Below are 26,768 nucleotides of genomic sequence, written 5' to 3' on the forward strand. Positions count from 1 at the left end.
TGAGATCGCGACGGGCAATCCTCCAGGAGGCAATACCCCATCGAGACAGCCAGATTTTAAAAAATTCCGCAGTTTTCGCCTATTCGCCCCGTCCTCATGTCCATTTCGTTATTAGTGGGGCGCCGGTTGACGGCAACTTACAACAAATTACAGCACTTAATTCGCCATCAGGGCGGGCTAACGGCAGACTTCCCCCATCGTAAGGACGGCCTTCCGCGGGGTGCGGGGGCACCCATGACGGGGGCAGCCATGATGGACGCAAACCAAGGGAACATCGAAACGCGGGCCGCCGCCGACACCAGGTGGATCGCCGCTATGGTGGTGAAGCTGCTGGACGACGCCGGCGACATCCTGGACAGCGACCGCGACGCGGCGCGCGCCTGCATCGCCCGCGCCGCCGCCTTCCTGCGGGGGGAGGCCACCCCCCAGGGCATCCGGCCCGGTGGGGCCGGCCAAGCCGCCCCCCAGACGACCCGGGAGGCGGCCAAAGGCACGTCGCCCGCCGCATCATTGCCATCGCCAGCGATCACCGAGGCCATCCGCGGCGGCCTGGCGCCCTGGCAGATCCGCCGGGTGATCAGCCATATCGACGCCAATCTGGCCGGTACTATCCGCATGGACGGCTGCGCCACCGTCACCCGGCTCAGCACCCGCTATTTCTCACGGGCGTTCAAGAGCAGCTTCGGCGTGCCGCCGCACACCTATGTGGTGCAGCGTCGCATCCAGCGGGCGCAGCACCTAATGTTGACCACCCAGGAACCGCTGTGCCAGATCGCACTGGCCTGCGGCCTGTGCGACCAAGCCCATTTCTCCAAGCTGTTCCGACGCGTCGTGGGCCTCAGCCCCAGCACCTGGCGGCGGCAATGGCGCGACGCCCCGCTGGAACCGGCCTACCAGACCGAGGCGGCCTGATCCCCGTCCCTACAGGGAGATGGGCTGGAAGCTGGCGCGGTACTGGCTGGGCGTCATGCCCATGTTCTTGACGAACACCAGGCGCATGCGGTTGGCGCTACCGAAGCCGCTGTGGAAGGCGACCGTCTTCAAGGGAAGGTCGCCACCCTCCAGCAGGTTGCGGGCGGTGTCCACCCGCGCCCGCTCCACGAATTCGGCGGGCGTCACCTTGGCCTGCTGCACGAAAACACGGGCGAAGTTGCGGGCGCTCATGCCGGCCACCCTGGCCATGCTGGCCACCGTATGCTCCTCCGCCACATGCTGCATAACATGGGTCTGCACCCGGGCGATGGGGGAGCCGTCATCCGCCGGCAGCATGAGATAGGGGCTGAACTGCGACTGGCCGCCCTGGCGCTGCGCCACGACCACCAGGCGCTTGGCCGTGGCCAGGGAGATGGCCGCGCCATGATCCTCCGCCACCAGGGCCAGGCACAAGTCGATGCCGGCGGTGACGCCGGCGGAGGTGACCAGCGGCCCGTCGCGCAGGTAGATGCGGTCCAATTCCACCCGCGCGGCCGGGAAACGGTCCGCCAGCGCCGGCGCATCCTGCCAATGGGTGGTGGCGGCGCGGCCGTCCAGCAGGCCGGCGGCCCCCACCACGAAGGCACCGGTGCAGATGGAGCCGTAGCGCCGGCAGCGCGGCGCCGCCGCGCGCAGCCAGCCCGCCAGCCCAGGGTCCACCGGCCCCCTGGGCAAGTCCGGGCCACCCGCCACCAGCAAGGTGTCGAAACGATCGGCGACCGGGTCGATGATCCGGTCGGCCGCCAGGTACAAGCCGTTGGAGGCGCGCATCGGCCCAGCCGCCGTGCCCAGCACGGTCAGGGCGTAGTGATCCTGCGGCGGCAGGAAGCCGTTGGCCTCCGCAAAGACGTCCAGCGGCCCCGCCACGTCCAGGGCCTGGACGCCGGGAAAGATGGCGATGGCGACGGTACGCATGGGATGACCCCACCTTGGCGGAAGACAAGGGCATCTTGGCAGGAAACGGCGTATGCGTACAATTGCTGCCAAAGCCGGGCTGGCGTGAAATCGGCGGCGTCCCTACCCCGTCCCGAAAGGACCGCCGAATGTCCACGCACCCCTCGCGCACCGCCGCCCCGGGCCTGTTGCCCGTGGCCCCCGCCTCCTTCTTCGCCATGACCCTGGGCCTGGCCGAAACCGGCAACGCCTGGCGCAACGCCACCGATCTCTGGCATCTGCCGCCAGTGGTGGGCGAGGCCTTGCAGGGCCTGGCGCTGCTATCCTTCCTGTGGTGGGGACTGCTGTATGCCAACAAGTGGATCAGCCACCGGCCGGCGGCGCTGGCGGAATTCCGCGACCCGGTGCAATCGGCCTTCGTGGCCCTGGTCCCGGAATCCGTCATCCTCTCGGCGCTGGCCCTGCGCCCCTATGTGCCGGTGCTGGCCGTCGCCATCTTCGCGCTGGGCTCCGCCACCAACCTGGCCTACGGCGCCTACCGCCTGGCGCAGAACTGGAGTCGGGAGCGCGAGCCCGGGCACACCACGCCGTCGCTGTACCTGACCTATGTCGCCAGCGTGCTGGTGAACGCGCTGGCCGCCGGCCTGTTCGGCTATACCGAACTGGGCTGGGTGCTGCTGGGCGTGGGCGGCCTGTCCTGGCTGGTGACCGACAGCGTCATCACCCAGCAGTTGTTCGTGGGTGGCCTGGCGGCCAAGACACGCAATTTCATGGGCATCTACATGGCCCCGCCGGTGGTGGCCCTGGCGGCCTACCAGGTGCTGGCCGGGCGGGAGACCAGCCTGCCCCTGACCTACATCCTGTTGGGCTACGCCCTGTTCGTTACCGCCGGCCTGGCCCTGGCCTATCGCTGGCTGCGGGAGCAGGCCTTCGCCCCGGGATACTGGGCCTACACCTTCGGCGTCGCCACGCTGGCGCAGGGCCTGATGATCTTCGTCCCCCGGGCCGGCAGCCCCGTGATCGACGGCCTGGCGGCGGCGGCACTGGTCGCCACCACCCTGCTGACCCTGGCGGTGGCCGTGGGCAGCATCGGACTGCTGGTCCGGCGCGCCTATTATCCGGTGGTGCCCGCGCCCTCCCCCGCGCGTTGACCCCTGCCCCTTGATTCGCACGCCGTTTACAACATTTCACTGCACAACCGCGTTCGGCGGCGCCACCATGGTCCCCCAACGGATTTCCCCCCGCGGGGCCGGGTGGCGCCGCGACGCTTGCGATGCATGGGTATGCAGCGGTGGCGGGAACCTTTCGGCACCCCACCCAATTGACCAATAGATTGAAAACTACTTGAGTTCTGCACGTCAAATGGGGGCATATTGCTGGGGCAAGAAAGGACCCCATGCAGATCACCAGCAACAGCTTCCGTGATGGCGGCCGCCTGCCCGATGCCTGTGCCTACGCCGTCACCTCCAGCATCGGCCGCGTCCGGCCGGGACCCAACCGCAATCCCCATGTGGCGTGGAGCGACCCGCCGGGGGGAACGCGGTCCTTCGTGCTCACCGTGCACAGTCCCGACGCCCCGCACCGCTGGAACGACGCCAACCGGGAAGGCAGGACGCTGTCACCCGACCTGCCCCGCGTGCCCTTCTATCACTGGATCCTGATCGACCTGCCCGCCCGGACGCGGGAGGTCAAGGAAGGCCGGCACAGCGCCGGCATCACCAACCGCGGCAAGCAAGGCCCCTCGGCGCCGGAACCGGCGGGCGCCCGCCACGGCATGAACGACTTCACCATCCTGTACCTGGAGGACAGGGCGCGGACCGGCGACTATTACGGCTATGATGGTCCCTGCCCGCCGTGGAACGACAGCATCTTCCACCGGTACATCTTCACCATCCATGCGCTGGACATTCCCCGTCTGCCAGTGGTGGGGCCCATCAACGGCACCTCCACCCTGCTGGCCATGGCGGGGCATGTGTTGGACCGGGCCAGCATCGTGGGCGGCTATTCCCTGAATCCGGCCCTACTGGGTGCCAATTGACACCGGTCACCTTTGGCCGTTAGGGACCCGGCGTCTCCACCGCCACGGCGCCCGCCCGGCCGCGCAGGGGATACAGCGCCGCCAGGCTGATGAGGGCGGCACCAGCCAAATAGGCGCCGACATAGGGCAGCCCTCCCGACTGGGCAAGGGATTGCGCCAGCACGGGCGCGATGCCGCCACCCAGGATACCGCCCAGGTTGAAGGTCATGGACGTGCCGGTGTACCGTACCCGCGCCGGGAACAGGCTGGGCAGCCAAGCCCCCAGGGGACCGTAGACGAAACCCATGACCAGCAGCGCCAGGCAGAGGAACAACCCCACCACGGCCAGCGAGCCACTGGCCATCATTGGGGCCAGCACCAGGCCCACCAGCGCCGTCATGACGCAGCCGGCCATCAGCACCCGGCGGGGCGAGGCCAGGTCCGCCCACCAGCCGGCCGCGATGATGCCCACGGCCAGGAACAGGATGGCGCCCAACTGCACCCCCAGGAAGGCCGTGCGGCTGTAGCCCAGGGTAGTGGTGCCGTAGCCCAGGGCGAAGGCGGTGGCGAGGTAGAACAGGGCGAAGCAGGCAATGGCGGCGAAGGTGCCGCCCAGGGTCTGGCGGGGGAAGTCGCGCGCCACCTCGGCCAAGGGGACGGCCGCCGGCGGCCCCTGCTCCAGCGCCTTGGCGAAGGCTGGCGTCTCCGTCAGCTTCAGGCGCACCCACAGGCCCAGCAGCACCAGCACGGCGCTGCCCAGGAAGGGCAGGCGCCAGCCCCAATCATGGAACTGGGTCGGCGTCAGGAACTCGCCCAGCAGCAGGAACAGGCCGTTGGCGGCGATGAAGCCCACCGGCGCGCCGATCTGCGGAAACATGCCGTACCGGGCGCGGTGGCTGGGCGGCGCGTTCTCCACCGCCAGCAGGACGGCCCCGCCCCACTCCCCACCCAGGCCGAAGCCCTGGCCGAAGCGCAGGACGCACAGCAGGAAGGGGGCGAGCCAGCCAATGCTGTCATAGGTGGGCAGCAGGCCGATCAGCACCGTCGATCCACCCATCAACAGCAACGAGGCCACCAGCGTGGATTTGCGCCCGATGCGGTCGCCGAAGTGGCCAAAGACGATGGAGCCCAGCGGCCGCGCCAGGAAGGCGATGCCGAAACTGCCATAGGCGGCCATCAATTGGGCGGAAGGCGACGCAACGGGGAAGAACAGCGGCCCGAAGACCAGCGAGGCGGCGGTGGCGTAGATGTAGAAGTCATAGAACTCCACCGCCGTGCCCACCAGGCTGGCGACAAGGATGCGCGCCGAAGACGGGGTACCGCCCGCTGCTTTTGACATTTTATTTCAACCCCGATTTTCAGCCGTTCTTATCCGTTCCCTGGGGTATGGCCGGCGGACGCCGTGAGGTCAAGGCCAAGTCCTGAGACACTCTTGCAAACGGGGCCATTGACAGAAGTTATGAAATATAACAGTGTTGGCCAAGCACGGTTCATAGAAAGCCGGCGGGGAGGATACCGAGCATGACGCCAACACCAGTCCGCGTTTGCATCTCCGATGGGCCCGCCACACGCTATGGCGGCCGACACCGCGTCGGCGCCGCGCCGCTTTAAGCACCGCCTGTACCCAAGCAGCAAAACGCCGGCGCCCCGGTCAGTCCGGAGGCCGCCCAATAAAATCCGAGGGAGGCATCATAAAATGGTAAAGGTGACTTTACAGGCCACTTCCGCGACGATGGCGACGGCCATGGCCTTGTGCCTGTCGGCATCGGCCCTGGCGCAGTCAGCGCCCCAGCCCGCCAGCGACACGCTGCAGGACATCGTGGTGACGGCCGAACGCCGCACCGAGAACCTGCAGGACGTGGCCATCGCCGCCATGGCCATCAGTGGCGACAAGCTGGCCGACAAGGCGGTGACCCGCCTGTCGGACCTGCAGTTCGCCTCGCCCGCCCTGACGGTGACGGACGCGGGCCTGACCCAGTCGGTCAACATCCGCGGCATCGGCCTGGCCAGCGGATCGCCCCAGGTGGCCAACGGCGTGGCCACATACATCGACGGCCTGTTCCAACCGCCCATCGTCACCACCAACAGCTTCTACGACATCGCCAACGTCGAGGTGCTGCGCGGTCCCCAGGGCACGCTGGTTGGATCGAATTCCACCGGCGGCGCCATGTTCATCACCAGCAAGAGCCCGGAACTGGATCGGGTGGAGGGCTATGGCGAGGTGGCCTACGGCAACTACGCCACCGTCGCGACGCAGGGCGCCATCAACATCCCCCTGACCGATACGCTGGCCATCCGCCTGGCCGCCAACCATCGCGAGCACGACAGCTATTATGACGACGTCGGCCCCTATCACAACCAGCCCGGCGGCCTGAACGAGACGGATGGCCGCCTGGGGGTGCTGTGGCGCCCCGGCGCCTTCCAGGCCCTGCTGAAGGTGGAGGCGGCGAACAAGAACACCGGCGGTTACGCCTACCGCCCCGTCCCGGGCACGCTATACGCCGACGCCGCCGTGCCCGGCATCCGCAACCTGGACTACAACGCGCCCACGCAGAATTCCGAGCGCGCCATCATCAACAGCCTGGAACTGCGCTATGAGTTCGAGGACGGCATCACCGTGCGGTCGCTAAGCGGCTTCCAGAACAAGCGCATCAACAACCTTTATGACAGCGACGCCACCGAGGCCGCGACCCAGACCGAGCAGCAGTACGTGCGTGAGCGGGAATGGACGGAGGAGGTCAACATCCTCTCCCCCACCGATGGCGCCTTCAACTGGATCGTCGGCGGGTATTACCAGCGCAACAAGATCGATGTCGACATCCTGAACGAGAACGCAGGGTTCCCCACCAACATCGGCACCAAGAACAACAAGCTGACCACCGGCGTCTTCGCCCAGGGCGGCTACAAGATCACGCCGGACCTGGAACTGCAGGTGGGCGCCCGCGAAAGCTGGTTCCACGTCACCGGCGACGGCGGCGTCTACATCGGCCGCGGCATCCCCGTCTTCCCCGCCAACGGCCTGCAGGTGGCCGATACCGCCGGCCGGCATGACGACAGCATGCCCACGGGCAAGGTGGCGCTGAACTGGAAGCCGGACGCCGACACCCTGTTCTACGCCTTCGCCGCGCGCGGCTACAAGCCGGGCGGCTTCAACTCCTCCACCTCGGAATTCAGCCCGGAAACGGTGTGGGACTACGAGGTGGGCTGGAAGTCCACGCTGCTGGATGGCCACCTGCGCACCCAGTTGGGCGCCTTCTACAACGATTACAAGGGCTTCCAGTTCGGCCGCATCGACCTGACCAACGGTCAGAACGGCGTCGTCAACCTGGCCGACGCCACCATCAAGGGCGTCGAGGGCCAGGTGCAGGCCAAGTTCGGCGCCTTTGGCGCCGATGCCGGCTTCGCCTATGTCGACAGCCAGTTGGGCTCCATCACCGTGGTCGACCAGCGCCTGCTGCCGCCCGGCACCCTGGGGCCGCAGTGCCCGGCGGGCACCGCCAGCAACCCGCCCGTCTGTTTCGACTACACCGGCTATCTGCGCACCGGCGGCGGCGGGCCCAACCTGTTCTCGCCCAAATGGACCGGCAACGCCGGTATCGACTACACCATCGAGTTGCCCAATGGCATGACCCTCACCCCCCGCCTGAACCTCGCCTATGTCGGGCCCAGCTATACCGACATCCTCTACTCCCGCGTGACCGATTACCTGGCCGCCCGCACCCTGTTGTCGGCCCTGGTCACGCTGCGGTCCGGGGACTGGACGGTGGAGGCCTATGCCACCAACCTGACCGACCGGAAGTACGTCACCGGCCAGTCCGGCAACAATGAGTTCTACGGCGCGCCGCGCGAATACGGCCTGCGCCTGCACCGCGAGTTCTGACGGAGAACACCCCATGCCCCATCACCCCCTGACTCTGAGCCTCGCGGCCACCGCCAGCCTGCTGGCCCTCTCCGTCCCCTTGGGTGGCGCCCGCGCGGCGGAACCCGACCTGAAGGGCCGCTGCCTGGCGCTGGAAAAGACCATGGCCGGCCGCTGGCCGGACGGCAGCACCCGCATCGTCTCGGCCACGCCGCAGGCCGCCGGCCCCGTCACCCTGCCGCCCATGATGCCAGGCGCCCCCGGCACGCCGGTGCAGTTGCCGGAACATTGCGAAGTCTACGGCGTGATGCATGAGCGCACCGGCGTGGACGGCCAGGCCTACGCCATACGCTTCCACATCCGCCTGCCCGCCGCCTGGAACCAGGGCTTCTTCTTCCAGGGCGGCGGCGGCACCAACGGCGAGGTCGGCAACGCCATCGGCCCCACGGGCTCGGACACCCCGCCGGCCCTGGTACAGGGCTATGCCGTGGTCAGCCAGGATTCCGGACACGACAATGGCCGCAACACCGATCCGACGCACGGCGGCACCACCGCCTTCGGCTTCGACCCGCAGGCGCGGGCGGACTACGGCAACGCCTCGCTGAAGCCCGTGGCCGATGCCGCCAAGGCCCTGGTCGCGGCCTTCTACGGTGCCGCCCCGCACCGCTCTTACTTCGTCGGCTGCTCGAAGGGCGGAGAGGAAGGCATGGTCTTCGCCCAACAGCATCCGGAGGAGTTCGACGGCATCCTGGCCAGCGCCCCCGGCTTCGCCCTGCCCCGCGCCGCCCTGGCCCAGGCGTGGGACGTGCAGGCCTTCGCCGGACTGGCCAAGGGGCCGGATGGCCAGCCGTCCTTCCCCTTGCTGTCCGCCGCCTTCAGCGACGCCGACCTGAACCTGGTCCGCGACGCGGTGCTGGAGGCGTGCGACGCCGACGATGGCGCCAAGGACGGTATCGTCGGCACCTTCGCCCAGTGCACCGCCGCCAAGGTGGCACCGGCGCTGAAGGCCCGCACCTGCGCCGGCGCCAAGGCGGACGGCTGCCTCAGCGCCGACCAGGTCACCGCCATCACCCGGTCCTATGGTGGACCGCGCACCAAGGCCGGGCAGGCGATCTACAGCGACTGGCCCTGGGATGCCGGCGTGGCCGCCCCGGGCTGGCGCATTTGGAAGCTGGGCCTGGCCGACAAGGTGCCCAGCCTGAACGTAGCCCTGGGCGGCGCCTCGCTGGCCTCGGTCTTCACCACGCCGCCCACGCCCCTGCCGCCGGATCCGCAGGCGCTGCTGCGCTGGCAAATGGGCCTTGACATCGACCAGACGGCGGCGCGGCTGACGGCCACCAGCGCCACCTTCCCCCGGTCCGCCTGGCAGGACGTGTCGGCACGCTCGGCTGATCTGTCCGGCCTCAAGGCACGGGGCGCCAAGCTGATGGTGCCGCACGGCGCCTCCGACCCCGTGTTCTCCATCAACGACACCCTGGCCTGGTGGCGGGAGGTGGACGGCCGCGAGGGGGGCAAGGCCGCCGCCTTCGTCCGTGTCTTCCCGGTGCCGGGCATGAACCATTGCGCCGGCGGCCCGGCGACCGCGCACTATGACGCCTTCGGCGCCCTGGTGCGCTGGGTGGAGCAGGGCCAGGCGCCGGACCGCATCCTGGCCAGCGCCGGGCCGGACACCCCCTGGCCCGGCCGCACCCGGCCCCTGTGCCCCTACCCCAAGGTGGCGCGCTATAAGGGCACGGGGGACCTCAACAGCGCCGACAGCTTCGACTGCGCGTTGTGAGGCCCTACGCCGCCACCCTACGCCGTCTCTGGGGCCCCAGCCTCGGGGGCGGCGCCTTCCGGCTGGCGATGATGCCGGCCGACGCACAAGCCCACGCTGATGACCAGGGCCAGGATGGCCAGGCCCTCCAGCACGGTGGGCCAGCGTTGGTCCCACAGGAATCCGTACAGCAGGGCGAACAGCGTCTCGAACAGGATCATCTGCCCCATCAGGGTCAGGGGCAGCAAGCGGCTGGCCCGGTTCCAGAGGGCGTTGCCTACCACGCTGGCGCCAATGGCCACGCCGGCGCTGACGCCCCAGAATAGGGCCCAATCGCCGACGGCATGCGGCGTGGGGTGCCAAAGGAAGGCAGGCGCGGCCAGCAGCAAGGCCAGGGCCCCGGTGGCGACACCGGTCAGCAGCGACCAGTCGTGCGCCGACACGGCCGGCAGGCGGGCCAGCCAGCGGCTGTTCAGCACGGCGTAGAGGGTCCAGGACGCCAGCGCGCCACCGGCGCACGCCAGGCCCAAGAATCGTTCCGTAATCGAAATAGACCCGATAACCGGCCGCCCCATCAGGTCGATGCCGATGAGCGACACCCCGGCCACCCCCAGAAGCAAGGGCAGGATCAAGGCCCGCAGCGGAACCGCCCCTTGCTCCCGGCTACCCACCAGGGTGACGGCCATGGGCAACAGGCCGATGACCAGCGAGGTGGCGGCGACGCCGGCCAGGTGCACGGCGCTGGCCAGGAAAATGTAATAGACGATGTTGCCCAGCAGGCTGAGGCGTAGCAGCGCCAGCCATTCCCCACGCCCCACCTGGCTTTTGAGCGTCGGCCAGCGCGATAGGATCAGCACCCCCGAAACCAGGCCGTACAGCAGATAGCGCGAGGCCGCCAGCTGCAGCGGGGAAAAAGCCTGGAGCACCCGGGGCCCCAGGAACACCACGCCCCAGAACGCCCCCGCCATCACGCCGCAGCCGATCCCGGCCAGCATGGTCCTATCCGTCTTCATGGCCCTTACCCTTTCGTCGCCCTGAAAATGGCGACGGGGCGGCCAAGCCTATAGACGGATCCTGTCATTGTTTGGGCTCGGACTATTGCCACTCAAGGATAATCCTGCCGCGTGTGCAGAACGGCCAGCACCTCAATGTGCGTGTCCAGCACCTGATAAATCACGATGTAATTCGGATGAGCGACGATCTCACGTGTGCCGGGAACCCGGCCGGGACGGAAGAGATACGGATGCTCGGCTGCCGGAAGGACGGCATCCTCAATGATCTGCCGCATCCGACGGGCAGCGAAGGGCCTACGTCGCGGACATGGCATTGCGCTGGGCGACACGCTCTTCAGCGCGCCGGATAATCTCATCCATCTCCGCCATGACAGCGTCATGCGGAATAAGGGGACGGCCATCTTCCTGGCTAGCGCGCACCTTCTCCCGGAACCAGCGGTCGTAGCGGGCCGCTGCTTCTTCGGATTCATGTTCCGACACAATGGGCGATAGGGCGCTCATGAATACATGAATAACAGAATTCGGGCCGGGGCACAGGCAGTCTTTGGAACCAGCACGTCCCTTACTGTCCCCTCCCATGCTGGCGGCGGTAGGCGGCGGGGGTCAGGCCCACGGCGCGGCGCAACGCGCGGGTCAGCGCGCTCTGGTCGGCGTAGCCGGACTGGTATGCGATCTGGGCGATGGGCAGGGTGGTGCCGGCCAGTTGGTCCATGACGCGGGCCAGGCGCAACGACGCGACGTAGGCCTGGGGGGTCTGGTCCAGTTCCTCCCGGAACAAGGCGTGCAGGCGGCTGGCGCTGAGACCCGCCGTGCGGGCCATGCCCTCCACCGTCCACGGCCGCTCCGGCGCCGCCTCCAGCCGGGCCAGCAGGGCATGCAGGCGCGAGGCCGGGCGGGCCGGTTCCGCCATTAGCGTATCCAGCAGCAGGGGCGTCCAGTGCCGGGCAAGGCCGTCCAGGGTCCGGCCGCCCCCATCGGCATTGCCCGCGGTCAGGGTGATGAAGTCCAGCAGGCGGCGCACGGCCGGCGTCATGGGCAGGAAAGTACGGCGGCCCAACCGTTCCAGCATGCGCTCGTCCGGCGCACCGGCCCCCTCGCCACCGGCGCAGTCCACGATCAGGAAGCGATTGTCGCCCTCGGCCCGCTGGCAGTGCACTTCCCCCGGCAGGACGAAGGCGGCGACAGCGGCATCCACCCGTCCCCCACGTCCGCCCACCTCCATCTCCAGGGTTCCCTGGCAAGGCAGCACGATCTGGGCATGGTCATGGGTATGGCAGAACCCGGCCGACTGATACCGGCGGAAGCTGAGATGGCTGTCGGCTGAGAGGGCGGTCATGGCATGCGGGCGCAAATGCGGCCAACGGGGGTTGAGAGGTCAACCCATGGTGTCACGGTTGGCAGGCCCGGGAAAGCGCCACCAAGGGCGAAGCCCCCATACCAGTCCGCCGATCGAAGGTTCCTCGGCGGGGTGATCGGGGGATGTAAAGGAAAAGATCCTGAAACGGCGGCGGCGGCAAGCGCACGCATTCGCCTGGCAACTATCTGTTAACCAATAATTTTCGGAAAAATAGCCAGAACTTGGCATCGCTATCGTCGATTAAAAATAAATTTAAACTCATGAAATCGTATTTAATTTCTTAAAACGCCATCACGCCCTCTAATCGAATGATTAGCGATATTGATTGTGACCGGCGCCGGAAAGGTCGGATCGACATACGCTAGAGAAACGACCCCAATTTCTCAAGCTTTAGTCTTTGGGAAATGCACCCTGTCGGCCCGGAAGCGGCTGCCGGGCGCGGCATTTCGATGCCGCGAACAAGAAAAACCATCAAATGTGGGAGGGACTCTCGTGACCTTGATGACGAACCATGGCTCCACGTCGGCATGCCGGGGCCCCCGCGGGCGCGTGACGCCCATGACCGGGGGCCTCTGGGCCATGACCGCCGTCTGCGCCCTGCTGGCCTTGGCGCCGGCCACGGCCCGCGCCAGCGACGCCGACGAACTGCGCAAGCTGCGCCAGCAGATGCAGGAGGCCCAGGCCCAGATGGCGGCCCAGGCCAAGGCCATGCAGGCGATGCAGGACCGGCTGAACACGCTGGAGGCGCAGCAGACCCAGACGGCAGGCCAGACAGCCGCCAGCACCCAGACGGCGGCACAGGCGGCCCAACAGGCCCAGGCCGCCCAGTCAGCGGCGCAAGCAGCGCAGAAGGTGGCGGACGCAGCCGCCCATCCTCAGTTGCCCAAGGACGGCAGCCTGACCTTCTACGGCATCACCCTCTACGGCACCGTCGACATGGGCTTCTCCTACCAGTCGCACGGCGCGCCGCTCAGTCCGTACTACCCGCCGGGGCTGGACTATCTGGTCAGCAAGAACGGCAACAAGGGCATCGCCTCACTGGCTCCCAACGGGCTCAGCCAATCCAAGGTCGGCCTGCGCGGGTCGGAGGAATTCGCCGACGGATGGTCAGCCCTGTTCAAGGTGGAGACGGGCTTCAATCCCCAGTCGGGCCAGTTGGCCGATGGACCGCGTTCCATGGCCGCCAACAATGGCCTGGCGCTGACCAAGCAGACGGCGAACGGCGATTCCAGCCACGCCGGCCAGGCGTTCAACCGTGCCGCCTATGTAGGGATCAGTTCTCGAGAGTGGGGCACCGTCACCGTCGGCCGCCAGAACACACTGCTGGCCGACAACATCTTCGCTTATGATCCGTTGCAGGCCTCCTACGCCTTTTCCGTCATCGGCTTCTCCGGCCTGACGGGCGGTGGGGGCAGCACGGAGGATTTCCGCCTCGACAACGCCGTCAAGTACACGAACCAGTTCGGCCCCCTGCGGGTCGGTGCCCTGTACCAGTTCGGCGAGGACAATGGCGGCATGCATGGCAATGCTCTGCAACTGGACGCGGGCGCCGATATCGGCGGCCTGTCGTTCGATGCAACCTACGCGCAGAAGCAGGACATGGTGTCGGCCGGCAACCTGACCGCGGCACAGATGACGCAGGCGACGGCGCTGGGCTACAACCCCGGCAACTCCTTGGCGGCCACTATTTCCGACAACACCTCGTACGCGCTGATGGGCTCGTACACGCTGGATCCGCAGTGGAAGCTGTTCGCCGGGTACGAGTACATCGACTTCGCCAATCCCTCGGTCCCCTTGCGCGCCGGCTCGACCGACATCGGCGGGTATACCCTGGCTTTCGTGAACAACAGTGCCTTCGTCCACGACAAGATCATCCAGATCACCTGGGCGGGCGCGCGCTACGCCGTCACGCCCAAGGTGGACTTGTCGGCAGGATTCTACCACTACGACCAGAACAGCTTCGGGGCCAAAAGCTGCGCCGACGCCAGCGCCGCCACCTGTTCCGGCACGCTCAATGCCTATTCCCTGGTGGCGGATTATCGCTTCGCCCGCCGCTTCGACGCCTATCTGGGCGTCATGTACTCGGAAGTCGCGGGCGGCATGGCGGCGGGCTATCTGCACACCGACAACATCTCTCCCACCACGGGTGTCCGGTTCAATTTCTAGGACCTGTCCCATGCTGAAGCGGGCGGCGGAAGCCGCCGCCCGCACGCCGCCTCATCAGTACCGATCCTCATCGATGCGCTTATCGTTGATGGCATGCTCCACCGCGTGCCGCGCCTCTTCCAGATGATGGAAGGCGGCATTGCGCCAACCCGCGGCATAGGGGTTGTCTTCCTCGGATCGCAAGTCATGCTCGGCGGTGGCGATCAGGTCCAGCGCCTTGGTGAGACGGCCCCGGTGGTTGATGTTGGTGTCGATGGGCGGGTTCCAGTTGGGGTCCCTGCCATCGTCATAGCTGGCGTGGCGGATTTCGCCGATGGCACCGTTCACATGGTCGATGGCGGCGAACTGGTCACGCACCACGTTGTATTCCGCCGGGCGATCCAGCAGGGCGCGGGCCATGCGCAGGTCCGACAGGGCGTGCAGATAGGCGGGGTGGGCCGGCTGCGCGTGCGCCGGATGGGGTGCGGTGGCGCAGGCCGACGCGGCCATCAGAACCAGGGCGGCACCCAAGACTTTGACATGCTTCATGATGGTTTGCTCCTTCCTTCCAGGCGGCGGTTACCCCCAACCGGGCCCGTCCGTCCTTTCGTCCGCCCACGGTCGCGGCGGATTGGAGCCGAAATGGGGCGCGGCAGCGGCGTGTCCACGGCACGCCCCGCGCCAAAACCGCGCACCCCAAAGATGCATGACCGATAGGCCAATACGCCAGCATCCAGCATAATCATTTGAAATATATAGATAATTGACGAAGGCTCAGCCCGCGCCTGTCGCAGCGGCCAGGCCTTTGGACGGCGACGGGTCGCCCTATTCCCGCCGTATCACCCAGCGAGAACCGGTCCACGACCTGCATCAACGCGAGGTGCCCGGCACCATGGAAAGCACTGTGATATTGGGCGGCCTGTCCGGAATAATGAGCGCCTACAACCTGTCCCAGGGCCAGCTGGGCTGGTCCATGCTGCTGGCCCTGAAGCAGACCCTGGACCGGCACCTGGCCCAGGATGAAGCCGAGGACGGAACGCCCGCCGACGGCGGGCCTTCTGGCACGCCCTCCTAACCCCGGCTCAGGCGGTCAGGCGGCCGCCGGCGCTGGCCTTTTCCCACAGCAGGGGCGCCGGTTTCCAGAACTGGCCCTGGTAGCCGTCCAAGAAGCCCTCCATCAGGCGCAGCACGTTCTCCAGCCCCAGGCCGTCGGCGTGGAACATCGGCCCGCCCTTGTGGGCCGGGAAGCCATAGCCGTTGAGATAGACGACATCGATGTCCGACGCGCGCTGGGCGATGCCCTCGCCCAGCAGGGCCGCCCCCTCGTTGGCCAGCGCCAGCAGGCAACGGGCCACGATCTCCTCATCCCCGACGACACGGGGGCTGAGGCCGAATTCCTGGGCGACTTCCTTGGCATGGGCCTGGGCCAGGGCATCGACCTCCGGGTCCGTTTCCCGCGCCCGGGTGGCCGGATCGTACTGGTAATAGCCCTTGCCCGTCTTCTGCCCGAACCGGCCAAGCGCGCAAATCTTGTCGGGGAAGGTGGAATAGGGGCGTTCATCGCCCAGCGCCTTGCGGCCGGCGCGGATGGCCCGGCCGATGTCGTTGCCCGCCAGATCCATCATGGCGAAGGGGCCCATGGCCATGCCCCAGCGTTCCAGGGCGCCGTCCACCTGCCAGGGCAGCACGCCTTCGTCCACCAGGAAGTAGGCCTGGCGCAGGTATTCCTCGACCATGCGGTTGCCGATGAAGCCGTTGCAGACACCGGCGACGACGCCGACCTTGCCCAGCTTGCGCGACAGCGCCATGGCCGTGGCCAGCACCTCGGGCGCGGTCTCGGCCCCCCGCACCACCTCCAGCAGGCGCATCACCGGCGCCGGGCTGAAGAAGTGCAGCCCCACCACCTTCTCCGGCCGGCAGGTGATGGCGGCGATAGCATCCAGGTCCAGGGTGGAGGTGTTGCTGGCCAGGATGGCGTCCGGCCCGCAGACCTTGTCGAGCGTGCGGAAGATGTCCTGCTTCACGCCCATATCCTCGAACGCGGCCTCGATCACCAAATCGACGGCGGCGCAGGCGGCCAGATCCGTGGCGGTGTGCAGGCGGCCCAGGCGGCGGTCGCGCTCCGCCTCATCCAGCCGGCCCTTAGCCACCGCGGCGTCGTAGCCCTTGGTGATGCCGGCGACACCCTTCCGCACCCCGGCCTCATCCCGGTCCAGCAGGATGACCTCCAGCCCGGCGTTGACGGCCACGGTGGCGATGCCCGCCCCCATGGTGCCGGCACCGATGACCGCCACGCGCTCGATGGCCCGGGGCTGCACGTCGGGGCTCAGCCCGTCGATGCGGGCGGCACGGCGCTCGGCGAAGAAGGCGTATTGCAGCGCCTTGGATTCCGGCGTCACCACCAGCTCGCGGAACAGGTTGAATTCCTTCTGCAGACCCTGGTTAAAGGGCAGCTCCACCGCCGCCCGCACCGCCTCGATGCAGGCCAGGGGCGCCGGCAGGGGGCGCTTCAGCCCATCAATCTGGCGCTGGAACCAGTCGGCGCCGGCGTCCGCCGGCAACGCCGCCCGTTGCAGGGACAGGCGCGGCTTGGCGCCGTCGCGCGCCGCCTGCCTGGCCACGGACACCGCGTCCTCGATCAGATCACCGGTGGACAAGGTGGCCAGGCCCAGCTTGGCCGCCGTGGCGGCGTTCACCGGCGTGCCGGACAAGATCATGTCCAGGGCCGCCTTCACCCCAATGGCGCGGGGCAGGCGCTGGGTGCCGCCGGCCCCCGGCAGGATGCCCAGCTTCACCTCCGGCAGGCCCAAGGTGGCATTGGCGGCGACCACGCGGTGGTGGCAGCCCAGCGCCACCTCCAGCCCGCCGCCCAGGCAGGTGCCGGCGATGGCGGCCACCACCGGCTTGGCCGCCTGGTCCAGGTCGATGATCACATCGGGCAGCGTGGGCACGGCCGTGGCCCCGCCCCGCGTGCCGGCGGCGAATTCCTCGATGTCCGCCCCGGCCGAGAAGTGGCGCGTGCCGCCGGTCAGCACCACGGCCTCCACGTCCGGCCGGGTCATGACCATCGCCAGGGCGGCGCGCAGATCGCGGCGCAGGGCCAGGTCGAAGCTGTTGACCGGGGGGCGGTTCAGGGTCAGGACGGCGACGCCGTCGCGGATATCGATGTGCACCGGCATGGGACGCGCTCCTTCTTGGCGGGGATTGGGCTCAGACGGACTCGACAAGGGCGGCGATACCCTGCCCGCCGCCGATGCACATGGTGACCAGCGCACGCCCGCCGCCCACTCGACGCAGCTCATAGACCGCCTTCACCAGGTTGATGGCGCCGGTGGCGCCCACGGGGTGGCCCAGGGAAATGCCGCTGCCGTTAGGGTTCACCCGGTCGGGGTCGAAGTCCAGTTCCCGCGCCACGGCGCAGGCCTGCGCCGCGAAGGCCTCATTGGATTCGATGACGGCCAGATCCTGGACCGACAGGCCGATGCGGGCCAGCAGCTTGCGCGTCGCCGGAATGGGCCCGATGCCCATGTAGGCCGGGTCCACCCCGGCGTGGGCATAGCCCATCAGGCGGGCCAGCGGCGTCAGGCCCAAGCGCTTCACCGCCTCGCCCGAGGCCAGCACGACGGCGGCGGCGCCATCGTTGATGCCCGAGGCGTTGCCGGCGGTGACGGTGCCGTCTTTCTTGAACACGGTGCGCAGCTTGGCCAAGTCGCCCGGCGCCAGGTCGGGGCGCACATGCTCATCCGTGGCGAACTGCACGGCCTGGCGCTTCACCGTGATCTCGATCGGCAGGATCTGTTCAGTGAAGCGCCCCTCGGCCTGGGCGCGGGCGGCGCGGCGGTGGCTTTCCAGGGCCAGCGCGTCCTGGTCATCGCGGCTGATGCCATAGCGCTGGGCCACGTTTTCCGCCGTCACGCCCATCAGATTGCGGTCGAAGGGATCGGACAGGGCGCCGTTGAGATAGTCGACCATCCGGGCGTCGCCCATCTTGCTGCCCCACCGGGCATCAGGCAGCAGGTAGGGGGCGCGGCTCATGTTCTCCGCCCCGCCGGCCACCGCCACGTCGCAGTCACCCAGCAGGATGGATTGCGCCGCCGACACCACCGCCTGCAGGCCGGACCCGCAGAGGCGGTTCACGGTCAGGGCTGGCACCTCCACCGGCAACCCGGCGCCGATGCCGGCCACGCGGGCCAGATAGGCGTCGCGCGGTTCGGTTGGGATGACCTGGCCGAAGACGACATGGCCCACGGCGTCGCTGGCCACGCCGGCGCGGTCCAGCGCGGCGCGGGCCACCCTGGTGGCCAATTCACCGGGCCCCACATCCTTCAAGGATCCGCCGAAATCGCCGATGGCGGTGCGCACACCGGAAACGATGAACACCTCGGTCATGTTGTCATTCCTTGTCTCATGAAGGCACGGCTCAGAAGCCGGCGGGGTCGAAGGTCTGGGTCAGGTCGCTGCGCCGGCCGACGATGCCCAGCCAGACATCGACACGGGGCACCTCGGTCTCGAAGAAGTAGCGGCAGGCGGCCAGTTTGCCGGCGCGGAATGCCGCCTCGTCCGGGTCATCGGTGGCAGCCAGGCTGCCCGCCACCACCGCCTGGTCCAGCCACTGCCAGGCCACCACGGCATGGCCGAAGGCCGACAGGAAGGATGTCGCCTGGGCCAGGCTGGCGACATCGTCGCCGGCGGCCTTCAGGTGGCCCACCAGGGCGCCGATGCGGGCCCAGGTGACGTCCAGCACATGGGCGAAGTCGGCCAGGGCCGGCAGACGCCGCGCCCGCTCCACCGTCGCGATCACCCGGTGCCGCAGCGTGGCCAGGGAGGCGCCGTCATCCTTCAGGGTCTTGCGCCCCATCAGGTCCAAGCCCTGCACGCCCGTGGTGCCCTCATGGATGGGGTTCAGGCGGTTATCGCGGTACAGCTGCTCCACATCGAAATCGCGGGTGTAGCCGTAGCCGCCATGCACCTGGATGGCCAGGTCGTTGGCGGCCAGGGCCCATTCCGAGGGCCAGGTCTTGGCGACGGGGGTCAGCAGGCCCAGCAGGCCGGCCGCCTCATCCCGTCCTTCAGCGGGGCCGTGCAGCTCCTCATCCACCAGCCGGGCGCAATACAGCACCAGGGCCAGCGCGCCCTCGGCATAGGCTTTCTGCGCCAGCAGCAGGCGGCGCACGTCGGGGTGGTCGATGATGGCGACGGGCGGCCCGCCTCTGCTGCCTATCGGGCGACCTTGGCGGCGGTCGCGGGCGTAGTCCACCGCCAGGCGGTAGCCGCGATAGCCCAGCATGGCCGCCCCCAGGCCGACGGAAATGCGGGCGCTGTTCATCATCTGGAACATGATGGGCAGCCCCTGCCCCACCCCGCCGACGCGATAGCCCACGGCCCCGGCCTGGCCGCCCGGCCGGTGGTGCGCGCCCTCGCCGAAGTTCAGCAGGCAGTTGGCGGTGCCGCGATAGCCCATCTTATGGTTCAGGCCAGCCACCACCACGTCGTTGCGCTGGCCAGCGTGGTCCGAGCCCGGGACCAGGACCTTGGGCACGACGAACAGGCTGATGCCCTGGGTGCCGGGGATCAGCTTGCCATCCGGCCCCGGCACCTTGGCCAGGACCAGGTGGATGATGTTCTCGCTGGCGTCCTGGTCACCACCCGATATCCACATCTTGTTGCCGAACAGGCGGTAGCGGGCACCCAGCCCGTCGTCGCCGTCGGGCACGGCGCGGGTGGCGATGTCGGCCAGCGAGGACCCGGCCTGGGGTTCCGACAGGCACATGGTGCCGAAGTAGCGGCCCTCGATCTCCGGCAGGGCGCAGGCCTTGACCAGCGCCTCGTTGGCGTAGCGCACCAGCAGCTTGGCGTTGCCGGTGGTCAGCATGGGATAGGCCGATGTCGCCACGTTGGCGGCCATGAACTGCGCCATGGCGGCGCTGTAGGCCAGCTGCGGCAGCTGCAGGCCGCCGACCTCGGCATCGAAGGGGGCGGCGAACATGCCGACCTCCGCGAAGGCGGCCAGCGCCTGGTGGATGGCGGGCAGGATGCGCACCTGCCCGTCCACCAGGTGCGGCTCCTGGCTGTCGGCCGCCTTGTAGTGGGTCAGGAAGGTGTCCGCCGCCACCCGGCCCGCGATCTCCAGCATGGCATCCACGGTTTCCACGCTGTGATCCTGGAAGTGCGGGTAGGCCAGCAGGCCCCTAAGGTCCAGCCAGTCATGCAGCAGGAAGCCGAGGTCACGGGCGCGCACCGGGGGCGTGGTCATGGGGTGGGTCCTTCCTGCCGGGGATCAGATGACGCTGACGCCGCCATCCACGGCCAGAATCTGGCCGGTGATGTGGCCGCCGGCGGCCGTGGCCAGCAGCAGGGCGGCGCCCTTCAGGTCCTGGTCGTTGCCCAGCTTACCGAGAGGGGTGCCGGCCACCAGGTCGGCCTCATGCTTGGCCAGGGTGCCGCGCGTCATCTTGGACGGGAAGAAGCCCGGCGCCAGGGCGTTGACCGTGATGCCATAGGGCCCCCACTCCGCCGCCAGCACGCGGGTCATGTTGACCAGGGCGCCCTTGGTGGTGCCGTAGGCCACCGTGCCCATCATACGCGGGTTGTGGCCCTGCAATCCGGCGATGGAGGCGACGTTGACGATGCGCCCCCGCTTCAAGGGCAGCATGGCAGCCCGCGCCACGGCCTGGGTCAGGAAGAACACGGCGTTGAGGTTCAGGTCCACCACCTTGGCCCACTGTTCCGGCGTGTGGTCCTGCGCCGGGGCACCCCAGGTGGTGCCGGCGTTGTTCACCAGCACGTCGATGCGGCCCAGGTCGGCCATCACCTTCTCCACCAGCGGGGCCATGGCCTCCTGCCGGCTGAGGTCGGCGGGAATGGCGGTGGCGGTGATGCCCTGGCCGGCCAGGTGGGCCACGGCGGCCTCCAGCTCTTCCGCCTTGCGGGCCACCAGCACGGGATGGGCGCCGAACTCGCCCAACGCCTCCGCGATCTGCAGGCCCAGCCCGCGCGATCCGCCGGTGATCAAGGCCACCTGGCCGGACAGGTCGAACAGGCGATGCAAGGCATCCGTCTTGGGGGCGGCAAGCGAAGACATGATGGGCGTTTCCTCCTGTCGTTCGGCATCCCGGATGCGTTGCCGGGGCCGGTATTTACCCGCGGCCCGACCCCTACGGGGTGGTTGCCGCGCGGGGCACTGTATGCCATTGTTCGTTTGTTGGACAATTGAAATATCGCCCTGAAAACACAAGATCAATTCCGGCACGCGGCGGCTTGTGCTAGAGGGGCTTTCACAAGGACGGGCCGCAGTGAACTGCCGCCTGGGGTTTCATCACCCGCACGGGACCAGTGTCGGGCCAATCCGGCACGGCGGGCAAAGGGGCATTCGGCGCATGGCGTTCGCACGGCTGGCCATTCTGCCCACCTATAAGGTGGTCAGCGACACCATAGAGCGGGAGATCCTGGCCGGCAGGCTGAACGCCGGGGACATCCTGCCGACGGAGACGGAACTGGCCGACCAGTTCGGCGTCACCCGCCACACCGTGCGCGAGGGCATCCGCATCCTGGAGCAGAGCGGCCTGGTGCGGCGGGAGGCCGGGCGGCGTCTTTATGTCGCCGAACCCCACTACGGCGACCTGGCGCCCCGCCTGTCCCGCGCCATGGTGATGCAGCGCGTCACCTTCCGCGAACTGTGGGAGGTGTCCATGGATTTGGAACCCAGCGCCGCCGCCCACGCCGCCGGCCGCATCGACGCCGACCGCCTGGCGCAGCTGCGCGCCAACGTGGAGGCGACGGAGGAGGCCATCGCCGCCGGCGCCTCCATCATCCCGCTGGACGTCGCCTTTCATATCCTGGTGGCGGAGGCGGCGGGCAACCGCGCCCTGCTGCTGGCGCGCGAGCCGGTGACCCAGCTGTTCTATCCCGCCCTGGAACGGCTGTTCCGCCATCCCAAGACGTCGGCGGTGGGCCCCCGCCGCCTGGTGGAAGCCCACCGCCGCATCGTCGAGGCCCTGGCCGACGGCGACGCGGCGGTGGCGCGGGAATGGATGCGCAAGCACATGGTGGATTTCCGCCGCGGTTACGACACCGCCGGCCTGGATCTGGACCAGGCCCTGGACCCCACCGCGGCGCCGCCCGCCGCACCCCCGCCGCGACGTTGAAACCACCACCGCGAGGCGAGACATTTTCCCGCTTCGCGCACGCAGCAATTGCGAACACAACCGCAGTGCCGGACCTTAATAGGTCGATAACCATAAACCGTTGGTGGTGCTGACAGATTCCGAATCGGACGACCGTTTCGGATGGAACGGATGCGCGCGCGCCTTTTTAACCACGAATGGCGGTTGAACCCGGGGCACGGCTGGCCTACGCCATACGCATGTCACAGGATGGCAACCATGCGCCCGCCCGGACAATTCGCCCGGCGCACGGGAAATATCCCATTCATTTCAGCGCACTAGATCCATATACGGCTCGACGCGCCCGCGCGTACGCGGACCGGCGGGGTGCCCGCCCTTGGACCAATTGTCCAATCCCCCCTACACAATGAACTCGATAAATGACGCGGCGGAGGTCTAGTTCTTTTGCAGTGCGAAACCTCACGCGATGCGGCGGGTGGTGTTCCTTTTCGTGCGGGCCGGCGAGGGCCGGCATTGAGAAGCCAACACCACAATCCAAGCGCGCCAATGGCTAAGCGCCCAAAAATTAGAATCATGAGTTGACGATCAATCACGGCTTTACGTGGACAGAATGACTGCGACCCTTAGAATTTTGCGGAGCCTTCGCGGCCGCACAAAATCCCTGGCGGCACTTATGGCCGCTGCGCCCTTCCTCAACGGCTGCGACATGGCCCTGCTGGATCCGGCGGGCCCCATCGGTGCCGAGGAAAAGTCGATCATCATCCTGGCCACGTGCCTGATGCTCATCGTCGTTGTCCCCGTCATCGCCATGATCTTCCTGTTCGCCTGGCGCTACCGCGCCTCGAACAAGGCGGCGACCTTCAAGCCGGACTGGGACCACTCATCCAAGATCGAGCTGGCGGTGTGGGGCATCCCCTGCGTCATCATCGCCGTGCTGGCCTACGTCACCTGGGTGTCCTCGCACACCCTGGAGCCCAGCCGTGAGCTGGTCGCCGACAAGAAGGCCGTCGAGGTCGAAGTCGTCTCGATGGACTGGAAGTGGCTGTTCATCTACCCCGAGCTGAACATCGCCTCGGTGAACGAGCTGGCCTTCCCCGCCGGCACCCCGGTCCACTTCAAGCTGACCTCGGCCACGGTGATGAACTCCTTCTTCATCCCGCGCCTGGGCAGCCAGATCTACACCATGCCCGGCATGGAGACGAAGCTGAGCCTGCTGGCCGACGCCGCCGGCGACTTCGACGGCCTGTCCGCCAACTACAGCGGCGGCGGCTTCTCCGACATGCATTTCGTGGCCCACGCCATGACCGACGACGCCTTCGCCCAGTGGGTGGAAAAGGCGCGCGCCGGCGAGGGCAAGCTGACGATGGCCAAGTACCGGGACCTCGCCAAGCCCAGCGAGAAGGACCCGGTCTCCTACTACGCCGAGGTCGAGCCCACGCTCTACCACGACATTCTCAACAAGTGCTCGGACGGTTCCACGTGCATGGACGCGGCGGTCAGCCTGGCGATGGCCAAGGAAGTGGCCGGCGGCGACCTCCAGCTGTGCAATCCCGCCAAGCCGAGGGGTTAATCCATGTTCGGTAAACTGACTCTCGAGGCCATTCCCTACCACGAGCCCATCATCATGGGCGCCGTGGCGATGATGGTCCTGGGTGGCGCCGCCCTGTTCGCGGGCATCACCTTCTTCCGCCTGTGGGGCCCGCTGTGGTCCAAGTGGCTGACCTCGGTCGACCACAAGAACATCGGCATCATGTACATCATCCTGGCGCTGGTCATGCTGCTGCGTGGCTTCGCCGACGCCGTGATGATGCGCACCCAGCAGGCGATGGCCTCCACCGGCGCCGCCGGCCCGCTGCCGCCCGAGCATTTCGACCAGATCTTCACCGCCCACGGCGTCATCATGATCTTCTTCATGGCGATGCCCTTCATGGTCGGCCTGATGAACATCGTCGTGCCGCTGCAGATCGGCGCCCGCGACGTGGCCTTCCCCTACCTGAACAACCTCAGCTTCTGGCTGACGGCCTCGGGCGCGCTGCTGATCAACATCTCGCTGGCGGTGGGTGAGTTCGCCCGCACCGGCTGGCTGGCCTACCCGCCCCTGTCGGAGCTGCAGTACAGCCCGGGCGTCGGCGTCGATTACTACCTATGGGCCCTGCAGATCTCGGGCGTCGGCACCCTGCTGGCGGGCGTGAACATGATCACGACCATCCTGAAGATGCGGGCCCCGGGCATGACGCTGATGCGCATGCCGATTTTCACCTGGACCACGCTCTGCTCCAACATGCTGATCGTGGCGGCCTTCCCCATCCTGACGGCCACGCTGGCGATGCTGTCGCTGGACCGTTACCTGGGCATGCACTTCTTCACCAACGACGGTGGCGGCAACGCCATGATGTACGTGAACCTCATCTGGGCCTGGGGCCATCCTGAGGTGTACATCCTGGTCCTGCCGGCCTTCGGCATCTTCTCCGAAGTCATCTCCACCTTCTCGTCCAAGAAGCTGTTCGGCTACACCTCGATGGTCTACGCCACGGTCTGCATCACCGTGCTGTCGTTCATCGTGTGGCTGCACCACTTCTTCACCATGGGCGCCGGCGCCAACGTGAATGCCTTCTTCGGCATTTCCACGATGATCATCTCCATCCCCACCGGCGCCAAGATCTTCAACTGGCTGTTCACCATGTACCGCGGCCGGGTGCAGTTCACCGTTCCGGTGCTGTGGACCCTGGGCTTCATGGTCACCTTCGTCATCGGCGGCATGACCGGCGTCCTGATGGCGGTGCCCGCCGCCGACTTCGTCCTGCACAACAGCCTGTTCCTGATCGCCCACTTCCACAACGTCATCATCGGCGGCGTGCTGTTCGGCTACCTAGCCGGCTTCACCTACTGGTTCCCCAAGGCCTTCGGCTTCAAGCTGAACGAGACCCTGGGCAAGGTGTCGTTCTGGTGCTGGCTGGTCGGCTTCTACCTGGCCTTCATGCCCCTGTACGCCCTGGGCCTGATGGGCATGACCCGCCGCATGAACCATGTCGACAACGTCGTCTGGCACAACTACCTGCTGGTCGCGGCCCTGGGTGCGGCGGTCATCGCCTGCGGCATCGGCGCCTTCGTCCTGCAGATCCTGGTCAGCGTGCTGAACCGCAAGGCCCTGCGCGACCTGACCGGCGACCCGTGGAACGGCCGCACGCTGGAGTGGGCCACCTCGTCCCCGCCGGCGTTCTACAACTTCGCCGTCGACCCGGTCGTCACCAGCCGCGACGCCTTCTGGGAGCAGAAGCAGACCACCGGCGCCGGCCTGCAGCCCCTGCCCGCCTACGGCAAGATCCACATGCCCCACAACACGGGCACGGGCGTCATCCTCGGCGGCTTCATCGCCGTCCTGGGCTTCGCGCTGATCTGGCACATCTGGTGGCTGGCGGTCGCCGCGTTCGCCGCCGCCGTGGCGGTGGGCATCGGCCACACCTTCAACGAGAACCGGGACTACTACGTCCCCTCCGAGACGGTGGCCGAGACCGAGGGCAAATACTTCAAGCAACTGACGTCGCAGGTCTAAGACGATGAGCAACGCACATTCCGTCGCGGCCGCCGACGCCGCCCTCCTGCACGGGGTGGAGGCTCATGACGAGCACCACCACGATGACGGATCCAAGACCACGCTGGGGTTCTGGATCTACCTGATGAGCGACTGCATCCTGTTCGCCGCCGTGTTCGCGGCGTTCGCGGTGCTGCGCGGACAGACGGCCGGCGGGCCGGACGCCAAGGAGCTGTTCAGCCTGCCCTACGTGGCCGGTGAAACCGCCTTCCTGCTGGTGTCCAGCTTCACCTACGGCATGGCCATGATCGCCGCCGAGAAGCAGAAGCAGTCGGCCACCCTGCGGTGGCTGGGTGTCACCCTGCTGCTGGGCCTGGGCTTCATGTTCATGGAACTGCATGAGTTCGCCGAGCTGATCGGCGAGGGTGCGGGCCCGGACCGGTCGGCTTTCCTGTCGTCGTTCTTCACCCTGGTCGGCACCCACGGGCTGCACGTCCTGTCCGGCATGGTCTGGATGGTGACGCTGATCGCCCACGTGCTGCGCCGCGGCCTGACGCACGCCAACATCGTCCGCCTGACCTGCCTCAGCCTGTTCTGGCACTTCCTGGACATCGTCTGGATCGGCGTGTTCACCATCGTCTACCTGTCGGGAGTGGCCGCGTGATGGCTACCGCACACACCACCGCCCACGGCCATGATCATGGCCACCATGGCGCCCACCACAACGAAGGCGCTCACGGCAGCGTGAAGTCCTACATCGTCGGCTTCGTCCTGTCGGTCATCCTGACCGCCATCCCCTTCGGCCTGGTCATGTCCGGCGCCCTGCCGGCCGGGACCGCCATCCCGGTGTGCTTCGGCCTGGGCATCGTCCAGATCATCGTGCACCTGGTCTATTTCCTGCACATGAACAGCTCGTCGGCCCGGTCCTGGAACATGGCCGCCTTCCTGTTCACGCTGCTGATCGTCGCCATCCTGGTGGTCGGTTCCTGGTGGGTCATGCTGCACCTGAACGCCAACATGATGCCGGGCGCCATGCCCATGGAGTAAGGCGTCTTTCCCGGGGGTGGTCACACCGCCCCCGGGAACGCTTCCTTATAAAA

Annotated in this window: 23 protein-coding genes; 12 read left to right on the forward strand and 11 right to left on the reverse strand. The window is 67.7% G+C overall.

Annotated elements, in window-relative coordinates; translation table 11 throughout:
- Positions 1 to 249 precede the first annotated feature (249 nt).
- On the forward strand, positions 250 to 912 hold the full coding sequence (locus FBZ89_RS04225) for a helix-turn-helix domain-containing protein (protein WP_186457191.1): 663 nt from the start codon (positions 250 to 252) through the stop codon (positions 910 to 912).
- A gap of 9 nt (positions 913 to 921) precedes the next feature.
- Here the strand turns inward: FBZ89_RS04225 and FBZ89_RS04230 are convergent, their stop codons facing one another.
- Positions 922 to 1,887, reverse strand: coding sequence for a GlxA family transcriptional regulator (locus FBZ89_RS04230; RefSeq protein ID WP_145748766.1), 966 nt, complete (start codon positions 1,885 to 1,887; stop codon positions 922 to 924).
- A 128-nt stretch (positions 1,888 to 2,015) separates the two neighbouring features.
- On the opposite strand from FBZ89_RS04230, the gene FBZ89_RS04235 reads away from it, so the two are divergent.
- Positions 2,016 to 3,017 (forward strand): SLAC1 family transporter, encoded by a 1,002-nt coding sequence (locus FBZ89_RS04235; protein ID WP_145748767.1) that lies wholly within the window; start codon positions 2,016 to 2,018, stop codon positions 3,015 to 3,017.
- A gap of 245 nt (positions 3,018 to 3,262) precedes the next feature.
- The gene (locus FBZ89_RS04240) at positions 3,263 to 3,904 is read left to right on the forward strand and encodes a YbhB/YbcL family Raf kinase inhibitor-like protein (protein ID WP_145748768.1); all 642 of its coding nucleotides are present in this window, start codon (positions 3,263 to 3,265) and stop codon (positions 3,902 to 3,904) included.
- Positions 3,905 to 3,923: 19 nt separating this feature from the next.
- On the opposite strand, the gene FBZ89_RS04245 is transcribed toward FBZ89_RS04240, so the two are convergent.
- Complete coding sequence (locus FBZ89_RS04245; RefSeq protein WP_145748769.1) at positions 3,924 to 5,222, reverse strand: MFS transporter; 1,299 nt, start codon at positions 5,220 to 5,222, stop codon at positions 3,924 to 3,926.
- A 357-nt stretch (positions 5,223 to 5,579) separates the two neighbouring features.
- Between FBZ89_RS04245 and FBZ89_RS04250 the strand changes: the two genes are divergently transcribed.
- Both FBZ89_RS04250 and FBZ89_RS04255 read left to right on the forward strand, forming a co-directional pair.
- On the forward strand, positions 5,580 to 7,763 hold the full coding sequence (locus tag FBZ89_RS04250) for a TonB-dependent receptor (RefSeq protein ID WP_186457192.1): 2,184 nt from the start codon (positions 5,580 to 5,582) through the stop codon (positions 7,761 to 7,763).
- A gap of 13 nt (positions 7,764 to 7,776) precedes the next feature.
- Entirely contained in the window at positions 7,777 to 9,519 is a 1,743-nt protein-coding gene (locus FBZ89_RS04255; RefSeq protein ID WP_211115095.1) for a tannase/feruloyl esterase family alpha/beta hydrolase, read from the forward strand.
- Between the two features lie 17 nt (positions 9,520 to 9,536).
- Here the strand turns inward: FBZ89_RS04255 and FBZ89_RS04260 are convergent, their stop codons facing one another.
- The 4 genes from FBZ89_RS04260 to FBZ89_RS04275 all read right to left on the reverse strand — a co-directional run bounded on the left by FBZ89_RS04260 (position 9,537) and on the right by FBZ89_RS04275 (position 11,847).
- Positions 9,537 to 10,511: a DMT family transporter gene (locus tag FBZ89_RS04260; RefSeq protein ID WP_145748771.1), complete on the reverse strand. Its 975-nt coding sequence runs from the start codon at positions 10,509 to 10,511 to the stop codon at positions 9,537 to 9,539.
- 92 nt (positions 10,512 to 10,603) lie between these two features.
- Positions 10,604 to 10,786, reverse strand: a complete 183-nt coding sequence (locus FBZ89_RS04265) for a type II toxin-antitoxin system RelE/ParE family toxin (protein ID WP_211115096.1) — start codon at positions 10,784 to 10,786, stop codon at positions 10,604 to 10,606.
- A 19-nt stretch (positions 10,787 to 10,805) separates the two neighbouring features.
- The gene (gene relB, locus FBZ89_RS04270) at positions 10,806 to 11,012 is read right to left on the reverse strand and encodes a type II toxin-antitoxin system RelB family antitoxin (protein WP_145748990.1); all 207 of its coding nucleotides are present in this window, start codon (positions 11,010 to 11,012) and stop codon (positions 10,806 to 10,808) included.
- A gap of 61 nt (positions 11,013 to 11,073) precedes the next feature.
- Positions 11,074 to 11,847, reverse strand: a complete 774-nt coding sequence (locus tag FBZ89_RS04275) for an AraC family transcriptional regulator (protein WP_145748773.1) — start codon at positions 11,845 to 11,847, stop codon at positions 11,074 to 11,076.
- A 579-nt stretch (positions 11,848 to 12,426) separates the two neighbouring features.
- Here FBZ89_RS04275 and FBZ89_RS04280 point away from each other — a divergent pair.
- Entirely contained in the window at positions 12,427 to 14,034 is a 1,608-nt protein-coding gene (locus FBZ89_RS04280; RefSeq protein ID WP_246172033.1) for a porin, read from the forward strand.
- Positions 14,035 to 14,088: 54 nt separating this feature from the next.
- On the opposite strand, the gene FBZ89_RS04285 is transcribed toward FBZ89_RS04280, so the two are convergent.
- Positions 14,089 to 14,562, reverse strand: a complete 474-nt coding sequence (locus tag FBZ89_RS04285; protein ID WP_145748774.1) for a hypothetical protein — start codon at positions 14,560 to 14,562, stop codon at positions 14,089 to 14,091.
- Positions 14,563 to 14,905: 343 nt separating this feature from the next.
- Here FBZ89_RS04285 and FBZ89_RS04290 point away from each other — a divergent pair, with 343 nt between their 5' ends.
- On the forward strand, positions 14,906 to 15,088 hold the full coding sequence (locus FBZ89_RS04290; RefSeq protein WP_145748775.1) for a hypothetical protein: 183 nt from the start codon (positions 14,906 to 14,908) through the stop codon (positions 15,086 to 15,088).
- 7 nt (positions 15,089 to 15,095) lie between these two features.
- On the opposite strand, the gene FBZ89_RS04295 is transcribed toward FBZ89_RS04290, so the two are convergent.
- From FBZ89_RS04295 to FBZ89_RS04310, 4 genes are read right to left on the reverse strand one after another with little or no spacing between them, the layout of a single operon-like run.
- Complete coding sequence (locus FBZ89_RS04295; protein WP_145748776.1) at positions 15,096 to 17,192, reverse strand: 3-hydroxyacyl-CoA dehydrogenase NAD-binding domain-containing protein; 2,097 nt, start codon at positions 17,190 to 17,192, stop codon at positions 15,096 to 15,098.
- Between the two features lie 31 nt (positions 17,193 to 17,223).
- Complete coding sequence (gene bktB, locus FBZ89_RS04300; RefSeq protein WP_145748777.1) at positions 17,224 to 18,402, reverse strand: beta-ketothiolase BktB; 1,179 nt, start codon at positions 18,400 to 18,402, stop codon at positions 17,224 to 17,226.
- Between the two features lie 31 nt (positions 18,403 to 18,433).
- Entirely contained in the window at positions 18,434 to 20,266 is a 1,833-nt protein-coding gene (locus FBZ89_RS04305) for an acyl-CoA dehydrogenase (protein WP_145748778.1), read from the reverse strand.
- A 24-nt stretch (positions 20,267 to 20,290) separates the two neighbouring features.
- Positions 20,291 to 21,094 (reverse strand): SDR family oxidoreductase, encoded by an 804-nt coding sequence (locus tag FBZ89_RS04310; RefSeq protein ID WP_145748779.1) that lies wholly within the window; start codon positions 21,092 to 21,094, stop codon positions 20,291 to 20,293.
- Positions 21,095 to 21,389: 295 nt separating this feature from the next.
- On the opposite strand from FBZ89_RS04310, the gene FBZ89_RS04315 reads away from it, so the two are divergent.
- The 5 genes from FBZ89_RS04315 (at position 21,390) to cyoD (ending at position 26,715) form a co-directional block, all read left to right on the forward strand.
- On the forward strand, positions 21,390 to 22,157 hold the full coding sequence (locus FBZ89_RS04315) for a FadR/GntR family transcriptional regulator (RefSeq protein WP_145748780.1): 768 nt from the start codon (positions 21,390 to 21,392) through the stop codon (positions 22,155 to 22,157).
- A 652-nt stretch (positions 22,158 to 22,809) separates the two neighbouring features.
- Positions 22,810 to 23,706, forward strand: a complete 897-nt coding sequence (gene cyoA, locus FBZ89_RS04320; RefSeq protein ID WP_211115097.1) for a ubiquinol oxidase subunit II — start codon at positions 22,810 to 22,812, stop codon at positions 23,704 to 23,706.
- Positions 23,707 to 23,709: 3 nt separating this feature from the next.
- Positions 23,710 to 25,689, forward strand: a complete 1,980-nt coding sequence (gene cyoB, locus FBZ89_RS04325; protein WP_145748782.1) for a cytochrome o ubiquinol oxidase subunit I — start codon at positions 23,710 to 23,712, stop codon at positions 25,687 to 25,689.
- A gap of 4 nt (positions 25,690 to 25,693) precedes the next feature.
- Positions 25,694 to 26,332 (forward strand): cytochrome o ubiquinol oxidase subunit III, encoded by a 639-nt coding sequence (cyoC, locus tag FBZ89_RS04330; protein ID WP_145748783.1) that lies wholly within the window; start codon positions 25,694 to 25,696, stop codon positions 26,330 to 26,332.
- A complete protein-coding gene (gene cyoD / locus FBZ89_RS04335) occupies positions 26,332 to 26,715 on the forward strand; it encodes a cytochrome o ubiquinol oxidase subunit IV (RefSeq protein WP_145748784.1) in 384 nt (127 codons plus the stop codon). The genes cyoC and cyoD overlap by 1 nt, the downstream gene beginning before the upstream one ends.
- Positions 26,716 to 26,768 lie beyond the last annotated feature (53 nt).

This window comes from Nitrospirillum amazonense (assembly GCF_007828045.1).
GTDB classification, from domain to species: Bacteria; Pseudomonadota; Alphaproteobacteria; order Azospirillales; family Azospirillaceae; genus Nitrospirillum; species Nitrospirillum amazonense_C.

Excerpts from the sequence above, each read along its gene's own strand:
- cyoD (WP_145748784.1), top strand. The coding sequence starts at position 26,332 with ATGGCTACCGCACACACCACCGCCCACGGCCATGATCATGGCCACCAT.
- FBZ89_RS04250 (WP_186457192.1), top strand. The coding sequence starts at position 5,580 with ATGGTAAAGGTGACTTTACAGGCCACTTCCGCGACGATGGCGACGGCC.
- FBZ89_RS04280 (WP_246172033.1), top strand. The coding sequence starts at position 12,427 with ATGACCGGGGGCCTCTGGGCCATGACCGCCGTCTGCGCCCTGCTGGCC.
- FBZ89_RS04260 (WP_145748771.1), bottom strand. The coding sequence starts at position 10,511 with ATGAAGACGGATAGGACCATGCTGGCCGGGATCGGCTGCGGCGTGATG.
- FBZ89_RS04245 (WP_145748769.1), bottom strand. The coding sequence starts at position 5,222 with ATGTCAAAAGCAGCGGGCGGTACCCCGTCTTCGGCGCGCATCCTTGTC.
- cyoB (WP_145748782.1), top strand. The coding sequence starts at position 23,710 with ATGTTCGGTAAACTGACTCTCGAGGCCATTCCCTACCACGAGCCCATC.
- FBZ89_RS04285 (WP_145748774.1), bottom strand. The coding sequence starts at position 14,562 with ATGAAGCATGTCAAAGTCTTGGGTGCCGCCCTGGTTCTGATGGCCGCG.
- FBZ89_RS04255 (WP_211115095.1), top strand. The coding sequence starts at position 7,777 with ATGCCCCATCACCCCCTGACTCTGAGCCTCGCGGCCACCGCCAGCCTG.
- cyoC (WP_145748783.1), top strand. The coding sequence starts at position 25,694 with ATGAGCAACGCACATTCCGTCGCGGCCGCCGACGCCGCCCTCCTGCAC.
- FBZ89_RS04240 (WP_145748768.1), top strand. The coding sequence starts at position 3,263 with ATGCAGATCACCAGCAACAGCTTCCGTGATGGCGGCCGCCTGCCCGAT.
- FBZ89_RS04235 (WP_145748767.1), top strand. The coding sequence starts at position 2,016 with ATGTCCACGCACCCCTCGCGCACCGCCGCCCCGGGCCTGTTGCCCGTG.
- FBZ89_RS04305 (WP_145748778.1), bottom strand. The coding sequence starts at position 20,266 with ATGACCACGCCCCCGGTGCGCGCCCGTGACCTCGGCTTCCTGCTGCAT.
- FBZ89_RS04290 (WP_145748775.1), top strand. The coding sequence starts at position 14,906 with ATGGAAAGCACTGTGATATTGGGCGGCCTGTCCGGAATAATGAGCGCC.
- cyoA (WP_211115097.1), top strand. The coding sequence starts at position 22,810 with ATGGCCGCTGCGCCCTTCCTCAACGGCTGCGACATGGCCCTGCTGGAT.
- FBZ89_RS04225 (WP_186457191.1), top strand. The coding sequence starts at position 250 with ATGATGGACGCAAACCAAGGGAACATCGAAACGCGGGCCGCCGCCGAC.
- bktB (WP_145748777.1), bottom strand. The coding sequence starts at position 18,402 with ATGACCGAGGTGTTCATCGTTTCCGGTGTGCGCACCGCCATCGGCGAT.
- FBZ89_RS04275 (WP_145748773.1), bottom strand. The coding sequence starts at position 11,847 with ATGACCGCCCTCTCAGCCGACAGCCATCTCAGCTTCCGCCGGTATCAG.
- FBZ89_RS04265 (WP_211115096.1), bottom strand. The coding sequence starts at position 10,786 with ATGCGGCAGATCATTGAGGATGCCGTCCTTCCGGCAGCCGAGCATCCG.
- FBZ89_RS04295 (WP_145748776.1), bottom strand. The coding sequence starts at position 17,192 with ATGCCGGTGCACATCGATATCCGCGACGGCGTCGCCGTCCTGACCCTG.
- FBZ89_RS04310 (WP_145748779.1), bottom strand. The coding sequence starts at position 21,094 with ATGTCTTCGCTTGCCGCCCCCAAGACGGATGCCTTGCATCGCCTGTTC.
- FBZ89_RS04315 (WP_145748780.1), top strand. The coding sequence starts at position 21,390 with ATGGCGTTCGCACGGCTGGCCATTCTGCCCACCTATAAGGTGGTCAGC.
- relB (WP_145748990.1), bottom strand. The coding sequence starts at position 11,012 with ATGAGCGCCCTATCGCCCATTGTGTCGGAACATGAATCCGAAGAAGCA.
- FBZ89_RS04230 (WP_145748766.1), bottom strand. The coding sequence starts at position 1,887 with ATGCGTACCGTCGCCATCGCCATCTTTCCCGGCGTCCAGGCCCTGGAC.